Here is an 11954-nt window from a genome sequence, read left to right on the forward strand (position 1 = left end):
GGAACCTAATGGGTCCATGTTGCCGTGTCATCACGAAATCGCCGCCCGTCTGTGGAGTAGCAGACTTGTTACGGCGTGATCGGCGAAACTGTTATGGGTTTGGGCGGTTAAATGACCGTTTGTCGCTCCGCGTCGCGGTTCCGTTCTCCAGCGTCTCACATCGGCCACTTCCGGACGCGTTCCGCCTCCCCGTCCGCCGCGGCGCCCCGGGGAAGGCCCCGGGCGGGGGCAGCGGGTTCCTCCCGGGGTCTCCGCGCGGTCCACGGCACCGGATAGCCTGGTCCCGTGAGCCAGAGTCGTACCTACCAAGTGCGGACCTACGGCTGCCAGATGAACGTCCACGACTCCGAGCGCCTCTCCGGTCTGCTGGAGGACGCTGGGTACGCGCGCGCAGCCGAGGACACCACCGCAGACATCGTCGTCTTCAACACCTGTGCGGTCCGGGAGAACGCCGACAACCGCCTGTACGGCAACCTCGGGCACCTGCGCCCGGTCAAGGACGCCAACCCGGGGATGCAGATCGCCGTCGGGGGCTGCCTGGCGCAGAAGGACCGCGGCGAGATCGTGCGCCGCGCGCCCTGGGTCGACGTCGTGTTCGGCACCCACAACATCGGCTCCCTGCCCGCCCTGCTGGAGCGCTCCCGCGTCCAGCGGGAGGCGCAGGTGGAGATCGCCGAGTCCCTGGAGCACTTCCCCTCCACACTGCCCAGCCGCCGCGAGTCCGCGTACGCGGCGTGGGTGTCGGTCTCCGTGGGCTGCAACAACACCTGCACCTTCTGCATCGTGCCCGCGCTGCGCGGCAAGGAGCAGGACCGCCGCCCCGGCGACGTGCTCGCCGAGGTGCGCGCCCTGGTCGACGAGGGCGTCAGCGAGATCACCCTGCTCGGCCAGAACGTCAACGCCTACGGCAGCGGCTTCGGCGACCGGCAGGCCTTCTCCAAGCTGCTGCGCGCCTGCGGCGAGATCGAGGGGCTGGAGCGGGTGCGTTTCACCTCCCCGCACCCGCGCGACTTCACCGACGACGTCATCGAGGCCATGGCCGAGACCCCCAACGTCATGCCGCAGCTGCACATGCCGCTCCAGTCGGGGTCGAGCCGGGTCCTCAAGGCCATGCGCCGCTCCTACCGCCAGGAGCGCTTCCTCGGCATCGTGGAGAAGGTGCGCGCCGCCATGCCGCACGCCGCGATCACCACCGACATCATCGTGGGCTTCCCCGGCGAGACCGAGGAGGACTTCCAGGAGACGCTGCACGTGGTCCGCGAGGCGCGGTTCTCGATGGCGTTCACCTTCCAGTACTCCAAGCGCCCCGGGACCCCGGCCGCGACCATGGAGGACCAGGTCCCGCCGGAGGTGGTCAAGGACCGCTACCAGCGCCTGGTCGACCTCCAGGACCAGATCTCCTGGGAGGAGAACCAGAAGCTGGTCGGCCGCGAGGTCGAGCTGCTGGTCGCCGAGGGCGAGGGCAGGAAGGACGGCGAGCACCGCCGCCTGTCCGGCCGCGCCCCCGACAACCGCCTCGTGCACTTCGCGGTCGGTGACGGCGACGACCCCCGCCCCGGCGACACGGTGACCGTGGAGGTCACCTACGCCGCCCCGCACCACCTGGTGGCCGACTCCGGCGTGCGCGCCCTGCGGCGCACCCGCGCGGGCGACGCCTGGGCGGCCCGCAACGGCCGACCGGTCCAGGAGAGCAAGCCGCAGGTGCTCCTGGGCATGCCCCGGATCGGCGTTCCGGCCGAGGAGCCCGCCCCGGCGGGCGGCTGCTGCGAGATCTGACCCCGGGACCACACCGGCAGCGGCCCCCGGCGCATCGGCGCCGGGGGCCGCTGCCGTCCGCGCGGCCGGGCCGACGGCCGTTCCGCCTTCGCCCCGACGGGAGCCGCGCGGAGCGGGCGTGCGGGCCGGGGCCTCAGAGCCGGACGGGCAGGCTGTCCAACCGCATCGCGCCCGGCACCCGTCCGGGCAGGGGCTCGCGGCCGGGGGCCGGGGACAGGCCGGGGTAGGTGGCCAGCAGGGAACCGACCGCCACCTCGCCCTCCTGGCGGGCCAGGGCCGCGCCCAGGCAGTAGTGGATGCCGTGGCCGAACCCCACGTGCTCCTCGCCGGGCCTGCCCTGGTGGCGGGTGATGTCGAACCGGTGCGGGTCCGGGTGGACCCTCGGGTCGCGGTTGGCGCCCGCCAGGACCGCGATCGCCCGCTCGCCCGCGGCCAGGCGGCCGCACCTGAGTTCGACGTCCTCGGCCGCGTACCGCGCCTTGGAGATCACGGCGGTGCCTCCGTAGCGGAGCATCTCGTGCACGGCGGAGGGCAGCAGCCCGGGGTCGTGCCGCAGCATCTCCCACTGGACCGGGTGGTCGAGCAGGGCCCGCACGCCGTTGCCCAGCAGGTGCGCGGTGGTCTCGTGCCCGGCGATGACGAGGGTGAACACCAGGGTGATCAGCTCGCTCTCGCTCATGCGCCCGCCGTCCTCGTCGCGCGCCCTGACCAGGGCGCCGAGCAGGTCCTCGCTCGGCCGGGCCCGGCGCTCGGCGAGCATCCCCTCGATGTGGCCGATCATCTCGCCGAGCGTGTCGTTCATCAGCTCGGGGCTGGTGGGGTCGAACCGGGACAGCTGGTCGCTCCACGCCCGCCAGGTCCCGCGGTCCTCCTCCGGAACGCCGACCAGGTCGCAGATGACCGCGATCGGCAGCGGGTAGGAGAAGTGCGGCATGAGGTCCACGACCCCGTCCCCGTCGGCGAGGTCGGGCAGCCGCGCGAGCAGGTCGTCGGTGACGCGCTGGACCGAGGGCCGCAGCTCGTTGACCCGGCGCACGGTGAAGGTGCGCGAGACCAGCTTGCGCAGCCGGGTGTGGTCGCCGCCGTCCTTGTCCAGGAGGGACTCGGTCAGGTAGGTGATCAGGTCGGGGCGGATGCCCAGCCCCCTGAGCGCGTCGGAGCGGGTGGTGGAGGCCCGATCCCCCGGCACGTTCGCGGGGTCCAGCACGAAGCGCCGGTCACTGAGGATGGTCCGCACGTCTTCGTCGTCGACGAAGAGGACGGCCTCCTGGGTGTCCACGAACAGGGCCGGTGCCGAGCCGCCCGCGGCCCGGACCCGGTCGATCACGGAGAGGGGGTCGGCGGTGAACTCGGGGGAGCGCAGGTCGATCAGTTCGTCGGACGGGGTCGCGGCTGTCATGGGCCCTCCTCTGGGGCTCAGGTGGAGCGTGTCGTCTGTTTCTGCCGGGTGATCTCCGAGTGCATGCGCTCGTCCAGCGCGGAGAAGAGCGCCAGGGCCCTGTCCCGGGCCCGACGGGTGTCCTCCGGGGAGGCGTCCTGTTCCAGGAGCAGACGGATGCTCCTGGCCATGAGTTCGGCGCGCGTGCCGTGGTCGGGCACGCGCATGCCCTGGCTCTCCAGTACCGGGGGCGTGACCAGGTGGCCCATGACCAGGGAGTTGTAGGCGTACAGCTGCTCTTCGGGCGAGCGGTCTCCGTTGAGCAGGCCGTGCTCGCGCAGGAGGTCCCAGTAGGTCCGCAGGGCCCTCTGCCGCTCCAGGACGGTGTCGCCGACCAGGGCGGCCGCGTCGCGGGAGAGGTTGCCCAGGGACTCGGTTCCGTTGGCGAACAGCGCGCGGATGGTCGGCGAGTCCAGGTGGAACAGGTAGAGGGCGCGCGCGACCTCGCTGGGCCGGACGTTCTCGGGTGAGGCCCGCATGGAGTCCAGGATCTGGCGCAGCACGCCGAGCTGCGCCCGCATGACCACCGTGAGGAGGAGTGCCTCCTTGGTGGAGAAGTGCAGGTAGACGGTCCCCTTGCCGATCTTGGCCCGCCGGGCGACGTCCTCGATGGTGATCTTGCGGTGTCCCCAGGCGACCATCAGCTCCTCCGCCGCGTCCAGGATGCGGTCGGCGCGCAGTTCGCGCTCGCTGGCGGTCGGGGGTGTGGATGGGGCCACGGTGCACTCCTGCGAGTCGAGGGCATGCGAGGTGCTGCTGACCACGCGTGTTGACGCCGATGACCATATCCCCACCTCCCCTCTTCTGACTGTGTGACCAGATTTCAAAACTGGTCACACAGTCAAAGTAGGCCACCCGGGAGGCAGGGGCAAGGGTTTTCGGGGGGAAGGCGGAAACGGGTCGTACAGGACTGACGGCCGGGCCCTCGGCGGGCCCGGCCGTCATGTACGGGCGGGTGTGCGGCGGACGCGGACCCGCCGCGGGGTCACCGCGCGGAGCGGGGCACCCAGGTCGACACGTCCACCAGCGCCTCGCCCGGCTCGTCCGAGGTCCCCGACAGCGCCCGCTCCACCTGGGCCAGAGCGCGTTCCACGAGGTCGGGGGAGTCGTGGGGGAGCCAGCGCACCCGCGGGTCGCGCCGGAACCACGACTCCTGGCGGCGGGCGAACCGTCGGGTGGCCTGGGCGGTGTCCGCCTTGGCCTCCTCCTCGGACAGTTCGCCGTCCAGCTGGGCGAGCGCCTGCGCGTAACCGAGCGCGCGCGAGGCGGTCCGGCCCTCGCGCAGCCCGAGCTTGTCCAGCTCGCGGACCTCCTCCAGCAGGCCCTGCTCCCACATGCGGTCCACACGGGTGCCGATGCGCTCGTCCAGTTCGGTGCGCGGAGCCGTCAGGCCGATCTGCGTGCACGGGTAGAAGGAGGTGTGGTCGGGCAGGTTCGCGGTGAACGGCTCCCCGGTCAGCTCGATGACCTCCAGGGCGCGCACGATCCGCCGCCCGTTGCCCGGCAGGATGGCGCGGGCCGCCGCGGGGTCGGCCTCGGCCAGGCGGGCGTGCAGGACGCCCGGGCCGACGTCGCCGAGCTCCGCCTCCAGGCGCGAGCGGACCGCGGGGTCCGTGCCGGGGAAGTTCAGGTGGTCCAGGACCGCACGCACGTACAGGCCCGAACCGCCGACCAGGACCGGGATGACGTCGCGGTCGGCGCACTGCTCGACGCGGTCGCGGGCCATGTCCTGGTAGCTGGCCACGTCCGCGGGCTCGCTGACCTCCCACACGTCGAGCAGGTGGTGGGGTACCCCGCGTCTCTCGGCATCGGTGAGCTTGGCGGTGCCGATGTCCATGCCGCGGTAGAGCTGCATGGAGTCGGCGTTGATCACCTCGCCCCGGCGTCCCGTGCGCTCCTCCAGCCGCAGCGCCACCTCGACGGCCAGGTCCGACTTGCCCACAGCGGTCGGGCCGACGACCGCGATCACCTTGATCATTCCTCCAGCGTAGTCAGCCCCGGGCCCTGCCCGACCGCGGAGCGGGACGGGGGAGGTGGTCGTGCGCGCCTAGGATGGTCGGCATGCGATTCGCCAAGGGCCACGGAACAGAGAACGACTTCGTGATCCTCCCCGACCCCGACGGGGAGCTCGACCTCACGGAGGAGGCCGTCCGCCTGCTGTGCGACCGCCGTGCCGGGATCGGCGCGGACGGCGTCCTGCGGGTGGTGCGCACGCGTGCCCTCGGTGAGGCCCTCGCCCCGGCCGCCCGCACGGCCGAGCGCTCCGAGTGGTTCATGGACTACCGCAACGCCGACGGGAGCATCGCCGAGATGTGCGGCAACGGTGTGCGGGTCTTCGCCCGCTACCTGCTGCACGCCGGGCTCGTCGAGGGTGACCGCTTCGAGGTGGGCACCCGCGACGGGGCCAAGGAGGTCCAGGTGGAGGCCGACGGCGGCATCACCATAGACATGGGCCGCGTGGAGATGCAGGGGACCTCCTCCGCCAAGCTCGCCCGGCAGGTGGTGCACGGTGAGCAGATCTCCGTGGGCAACCCGCACCTGGCCTGCGAGGTGACCGTACCGGTCGCCGAGGTGGACCTGAGCGAGCTGCCGGTGCTGGACGTGGAGGCCTTCCCCGCCGGGGCGAACGTCGAGGTGTACCGCGAGGTGGCTCCGGGCGTGCTGGAGATGCGCGTGTACGAGCGCGGTTCGGGGGAGACCCGCTCCTGCGGGACCGGGATCGTCGCCGCCGCTGCCGCCGCCACGCCCCGCGGGGAGGGCGCGACCTGGAGGGTGCGGGTCCTGGGGGGCGAGTGCACCGTCTTCCTGGACGCGGACGGCGCGAGGCTGAGCGGACCGGCTGTGATCGTGGCCGAGGGCGAGACGAGCCTGATCTGAGTTTGGTCTGGTCTTGGTCTGAGCCTGGGGCCGTGGGGTGTGCGCTCGCGCTGACCTCGGCTGGTGGAGGGTTGAATTCCGCTCCCGGGGTGGTTGAGCGCAGAAGTCGTCGCTGAACCCGGTCCGGGGGAGTTTGGATTCGGGTTCCAGGATGGTTGAGCGCGCACGTTGTCGCACGCGTTGGCTGGTAGAAGGTTTTGGTTTTAATGCTTTTGTGGGTTGAGGGTGTCTAATCGCGCTCACGCCAGCCCGTGGGGGTTTTGAACTCCCACCCCAGGGGGTTTTGAACTCCCACCCCAGGGGGTTTTGAACCCCGACTCCAGGGGGGTTTGAAGTTCAGCCGTGTGGTGGTTGAACGTGCACGGTGCTGCCCTCCTCAGACACGGCGGGGTACAGACGGATAAAGGCTGTGCTGGGTAGGGGTGTGGGGGGTGGCCGTAGGTCCCAGGCTCCCCGCCCGGACATAGGGGGTTTTCTCCAGTGCTGGGGACCACGCGATGCGCACGTCGGTTGTCCAGGGGGTGAGCGCATCGCGTGCTTCGCCCCGGTTCTCCAGTGCCGCGGTCGAGAGCACGTCCGCGAAGTGCGTGATAAGCGGCTTAGCCACCGCTCCACGCCGTCACTATTCACTTTTTCCAGACCCCGCCGCTGGGGGTGGTACGAACGTGCACGTTTGCGCCCTCCAGAAGACAGGGGGTTGTAGAGCGTGCAGCAAAGCCCGGCCACAGACCCTGTACGTGCGCGCGACCTCGACCACAGACCGTGCAGATGCGTGGAACCCGAGCCACAAGCCGTGGACGTACGCGGGACCCGAGCCACAGACCCTGTACGTACGTGGAATCCGAGCCACAGATTGTGCAGGTACGCGCGACCTCAACCACAGACCGTGCACGTACGCGGAACCTGAACCACGACCTTCTTTCCTCTGTTTTCCATTTTTATTCTATTATTATTTTTCGCGATTGCGTCTGGCTGTTTTTCCTACTGAGCGACAGGCTAACCCAAGCCACAACCCCAATTCCAGCGCGCCTCCGGTGGCTGCTGTTTTTGGGCGTACGTCCCTTCGGGTTCAACCCCGTGGTTTTGTTGTGTGGTGCGGGAGGGCAATGGCCTGATCCGTGACTACCTGCCTGTGGCTGAGCTGCAAACCCCCCTCCACTCCAGGCCGCGCGTAACGCGTACCTTTCACCCCCTGTCTTCTGGAGGGCGGATACGTGCACGTTCGTACCACCCCCAGCGGCGGGGTCTGGAAAAAGTGAATAGTGACGGCGTGGAGCGGTGGCTAAGCCGCTTATCACGCACTTCGCGGACGTGCCCTCGACCGCGGCACTGGAGAACCGGGGCGAAGCACGCGATGCGCTCACCCCCTGGACAACCGACGTGCGCATCGCGTGGTCCCCAGCACTGGAGAAAACCCCCTATGTCCGGGCGGGGAGCCTGGGACCTACGGCCACCCCCCACACCCCTACCCAGCACAGCCTTTATCCGTCTGTACCCCGCCGTGTCTAAGGAGGGCAGCACCGTGCACGTTCAACCACCACACGGCCGGGCTTCAAACCCCCCTGGAGTCGGGGTACAAACCCCCCTGGAGTCGGGGTTCAAAACCCCCACGGGCTGGCGTGAGCGCGATCAGACACCCTCAACCCACAAAAGCATTAAAATCCACAGTTTCCCCGGGCGGACGTGAAGGCGAACTCCCACCTCCGCAACCCCCGTCAACCGCCTCCGCCACCGAACGCTCAGCGACGTCCCAGCAACCGCGCCACGGTCAGCCCCCGCAGGGAGGCGTCCAGCACCCGGGCGGTGTGGGTCACCGCCACCGGCGAACCCGCGCGGTCCATGGCGGAGGCTATCTGGAGCGAGCACCCCGGGTTCCCCGACACCAGGACGTCGGCGCCGGTGGAGGCCACGTCCCGCCCCTTGCGGTCGCCGAGCTCGCGGGCGGCATCGGGCTTGAGCAGGTTGTACACCCCCGCCGAGCCGCAGCAGATCTCGCCGTTGGGCAGGTCGGACACCCGCAGCTCCGGAATCCCCGCGAGCAGGGCGCGGGGCGGCCGGGTGACGCCCTGGCCGTGGGAGAGGTGGCACGCGTCGTGGTAGGCCACGTGCAGGGGGAGGGGATGGCGCTCGACCCGCGGTCCCAGCTCCACCAGGAACTCGGTGAGGTCCGCGACCCGCTCGGCCTGGGCGCGCCCCCGGCGCACCCAGGCCCGGTCCGCGCCCGCCTCGGCCAGGGTGCGGTCGAAGTGCTTCATGCTGGACCCGCACCCGGCCGAGTTGACCACGATCCGGTCCACCCGCTCGCGTTCGAACACCTCGATCAGGCTCCGGGCGAGGTCGGCCGACTCCTCCATCCGCCCGGCGTGCCCGGACAGGGCCCCGCAGCAGCCCTGGGCGCGGGGGATGACCACGTCGCAGCCCTCCAGGGCCAGCACCCGCGCGGTCGCGGTGTTGACCTCGGGGAAGAACGCGCCCTGCACGCAGCCCACCAGCATGCCCACCCGCGCCCGGGCCCGCCCCACCGCGGGCACCAGCTCCGGCAGGGCGGGAGGGGGAGACGACAGCGGCGGCGAGATGCGCTCCATGGTGGCCAGGGCGGGGGAGATCCGCTCCAGCAGCCCCGTGCGCCGCACCAGTGAGGAGACGCCGCTGGCCTGGTAGGCGCGCAGCGGCCCGCGCAGCAGCCCCAGCCTGCGCCGGTACGGGAACAGCGCGAAGATCGCCCCGCGCAGCGCCCGCTCGCCCGCGGGCCGCTCGTGCTCCCTCTCCACCCGGTGCCGGGTGGTGTCGATGAGCGCGTCGTAGGCCACCCCCGAGGGGCAGGCGGACACGCACGCCAGACAGCCCAGGCAGTTGTCGAAGTGCCCGACCGCGGCCTCGGTCAGCACGTCCTCGTCGTGCGTCTGCGCCATCAGGTGGATCCGCCCGCGCGGCGAGTCCATCTCCTGGCCCCACAGCACGTGCGTGGGACAGGTGGGCAGGCAGAAGCCGCAGTGGACGCAGTCGTTGAGCAGGTCGGAGAACAGCCGGTCGCGCTCGTCCGCGGTCGTCGGGTCGGTCACGGGCCCTCCCAGGGTGTGCGCACGTGTTCAGATGCCTCCCGCGAAGCGCCCGGGGGCCAGGCGGTGTCCGGGGTCGAGGGAGTCCTTGACCGCCCGCATCAGCGGCAGTCCGGCGACCTCGCCCCACAGGTCCACACCGGCGGCATGGACGTGCGGTTCCGCGCGCAGCAGGGTCATCGTCCAGCCGGGCACCGAACGCACGCCGTCGAGCACGGCCGCCACCTCGGCGGCCCCGGCGCCCGGCGGGAAGGACGCGTACAGCGCGCCCGCCCGGGCCGAGCCGCTGACGCCCGCGCCGGACAGGTCGTGCACCCGCACCGCGGCCCGCACGCTCTCGGCGGGCGGCACCGACACCAGGGCGAGCGTGCCCTCGGAGGGCAGCACGCCCCAGCCCTCGGGCAGGGCGTCGGCCACCTCGGGCTCCGCGCCGGTGGCCGCGGCGATCTCGGCCACCCGCGACCCGACGCCGTCCGGGGTTCCCTCCAGCACCACCCGCAGGCCCGCCGAGGGCCAGTCCAGCTCGACCGCCGCGGGCGTCGCCGTGCATCCGCGCAGTGCCTTCAGCAGGCGCTCGGCGTGTTCGGCGGAGGACGCGGGGAGGGTCAGCACGCGCAGGGCGCGGGGGAGCGGGTGCAGGCGGAAGGCCACCGAGGCGATCACGCCCAGGGTGCCCAGGCCGCCGGTGTGCAGCTTGGCCAGGTCGTACCCGGCCACGTTCTTGACCACCCGGCCCCCGCTGCGCGCCACCACGCCGTCGGCGCGCACCACCGTCATCCCGATGACCAGGTCGCGCAGCGCCCCGGTGAGCAGGCGGCGCGGTCCGCTCACGCCCGTGGCCACCATCCCGCCCACGGTGCCGCCCGTGCGCACGGGGTCCGCCGACAGCCGCTGCCCGGCGGCGGCCAGCACGTCGTACAGTTCGGCCACGGGGGTTCCCGCGCCCACCTCCACCACCAGGTCGCCCGCGATGTGCTCGATCCACGACAGGTCGGCGGTGTCCACGAGCAGGTCCAACCCGCGGGGGAGGCCGCCCCAGTCCAGGGCCGTGCCCCCGCCGCGCGCGACGACGGTCAGCCCCTCCCGGGCGGCGGACGCCATGACCCGGCCCAGACCCCCGGTGTCGGCGGGACGCGCCACGCGCGCGGGGACGAGGCCGCCCACCGCGTCGGCGCCGGTTCCCTCGCGCTGGGCGCCGCCCCGGGCGTCCGGTCCCTCGACGAGTGTCACGCGTTCTCCCCCCCCGTGCCCGCGGTCCGCCCGCGCCTCAGAACTGCTCGGCCCTTCCCGCCTCCACCAGCGGGTGCACCCCCGTGCGCACCCCGGGCCGCTCGCCGCACAGGCGCGGGGTGGGCAGCAGCTTGTCCGGGTTGGCGATCCCGTCCGGGTCCAGGGCCCGGCGGAACAGGTCGAAGGTGGCCAGGTCGTCGGGGCCGTACATGCGCGGCATCTTGCACGCCTTGTCCACGCCCACCCCGTGCTCGCCGGTGATGGAGCCGCCGTGCTCGATGCACAGGTCCAGGATGGCTCCGGAGACCTCCTCGGCCCGCTCCGCCGCGCCCGGCTCCGCGTCGTCGAAGAGCACGAGCGGGTGCAGATTGCCGTCCCCGGCGTGGAAGACGTTGGCGACGCGGATGCCCGAGGCCGCCGACAGTTCGGTGATGCGCCGCAGCACCTCGGGCAGGGCCGTGCGCGGGACGACTCCGTCTTGGACGATGTAGGCGGGGCTGATCCGGCCGACGGCGGCGAAGGCGGACTTGCGGCCCTTCCAGATCCGGGCGCGCTCGTCGGCGTCGTCGGCGGTGCGGGTCTCGAAGGCTCCCGCCTCCGCGCACAGCCGGGTGACCTCGGCGAGCTGCGCCTCGACCTCCGCGGCGGGCCCGTCCAGCTCCACGACCAGCACGGCCGCGGCACCCGCGGGGTAGTCGCAGGCCACGGCCCTCTCGGCGGCCTCGATGGCCAGCGCGTCCATCATCTCCACGGCCGAGGGCAGCACCCCGGCGGAGATGATGGAGCTGACCGCCCGGCCGCCCGCGTCCATCGAGGCGAACGCCGACAGCAGGGTGACGGTGCGTTCCGGCGACCGGGTGAGGCCGACGGTGATCCGGGTGGCCACGCCCAGGGTGCCCTCGGAGCCGATGAAGGCCCCGACGAGGTCGTAGCCGTGCGCGCCGGGGTTCTTGCCGCCCAGGCTCACCTGCTCGCCGGAGGGGGTGACGATGTCCAGGCCGCGCACGTGGTTGACGGTGAACCCGTACTTGAGGCAGTGGGCGCCGCCGGAGTTCTCGGCGACGTTGCCGCCCACGGAGCACACCTGCTGGCTGGAGGGGTCGGGCGCGTAGTAGTAGCCGTGGGGCGCGGCGGCGCGGGTGACGTCCAGGTTGGCCACACCGGGTTCGACGACCGCGCACTCGTTCTCGACGTCGATCTCCAGGACGCGGCGCATGCGCGAGGTGACCAGCAGGACGCCCTCGGCGTGGGGGAGGGCGCCCGCGGACAGGCCGGTGCCCGCGCCGCGCGGGACGAAGGGCACGCCGTTCTCGGCGCACAAGCGCACGACGGCGGCGACCTGGTCGGCGGTGGTGGGCAGCACCACGACGCCGGGGAGGGCGCGGTGGTGGGGCAGCCCGTCGCTCTCGTAGGTGCGGCGCCGGGCGGTGTCGGTGAGCACGCCGTCCTCGCCGCAGATCCGGCGCAGCCGCGGGACGAGCCCGGCCACGGCCGCCTGTGCCGTATCGGTCTCGGACATGGGCGCCTCCCGGTTCCACCTGCGCGGACACGGACGGTCCCGCCCGCTCGCGGAC

The 11954-nt window shown here is 72.1% G+C and carries 8 protein-coding genes; 2 read left to right on the top strand and 6 right to left on the bottom strand.

Features of this window, described 5'->3' with window-relative positions:
• Window positions 1-309 precede the first annotated feature (309 nt).
• The gene (gene miaB, locus ACSTA4_RS07560) at window positions 310-1776 is read left to right on the top strand and encodes a tRNA (N6-isopentenyl adenosine(37)-C2)-methylthiotransferase MiaB (RefSeq protein ID WP_308211818.1); all 1467 of its coding nucleotides are present in this window, start codon (window positions 310-312) and stop codon (window positions 1774-1776) included.
• A 133-nt stretch (window positions 1777-1909) separates the two neighbouring features.
• Here the strand turns inward: miaB and ACSTA4_RS07565 are convergent, their stop codons facing one another.
• From ACSTA4_RS07565 to miaA, 3 genes are all read right to left on the bottom strand, one after another.
• Window positions 1910-3175 (bottom strand): cytochrome P450 family protein, encoded by a 1266-nt coding sequence (locus tag ACSTA4_RS07565; RefSeq protein WP_444962947.1) that lies wholly within the window; start codon window positions 3173-3175, stop codon window positions 1910-1912.
• Between the two features lie 17 nt (window positions 3176-3192).
• Window positions 3193-3978, bottom strand: coding sequence for a TetR/AcrR family transcriptional regulator (locus tag ACSTA4_RS07570; RefSeq protein WP_444962948.1), 786 nt, complete (start codon window positions 3976-3978; stop codon window positions 3193-3195).
• 221 nt (window positions 3979-4199) lie between these two features.
• Window positions 4200-5192: a tRNA (adenosine(37)-N6)-dimethylallyltransferase MiaA gene (gene miaA, locus ACSTA4_RS07575; protein ID WP_416024408.1), complete on the bottom strand. Its 993-nt coding sequence runs from the start codon at window positions 5190-5192 to the stop codon at window positions 4200-4202.
• Between the two features lie 74 nt (window positions 5193-5266).
• Between miaA and dapF the strand changes: the two genes are divergently transcribed.
• Window positions 5267-6091: a diaminopimelate epimerase gene (gene dapF, locus ACSTA4_RS07580; RefSeq protein WP_019606877.1), complete on the top strand. Its 825-nt coding sequence runs from the start codon at window positions 5267-5269 to the stop codon at window positions 6089-6091.
• Between the two features lie 1739 nt (window positions 6092-7830).
• Here dapF and ACSTA4_RS07585 read toward each other — a convergent pair.
• From ACSTA4_RS07585 to ACSTA4_RS07595, 3 genes are read right to left on the bottom strand one after another with little or no spacing between them, the layout of a single operon-like run.
• A complete protein-coding gene (locus ACSTA4_RS07585; protein WP_444962949.1) occupies window positions 7831-9153 on the bottom strand; it encodes a (Fe-S)-binding protein in 1323 nt (440 codons plus the stop codon).
• 27 nt (window positions 9154-9180) lie between these two features.
• Window positions 9181-10380, bottom strand: a complete 1200-nt coding sequence (locus ACSTA4_RS07590; protein WP_444962950.1) for an FAD-binding oxidoreductase — start codon at window positions 10378-10380, stop codon at window positions 9181-9183.
• A 37-nt stretch (window positions 10381-10417) separates the two neighbouring features.
• On the bottom strand, window positions 10418-11899 hold the full coding sequence (locus tag ACSTA4_RS07595) for an FAD-linked oxidase C-terminal domain-containing protein (protein WP_248773995.1): 1482 nt from the start codon (window positions 11897-11899) through the stop codon (window positions 10418-10420).
• Between the last annotated feature and the right edge of the window lie 55 nt (window positions 11900-11954).

Source organism: Nocardiopsis sp. M1B1, assembly GCF_052466615.1.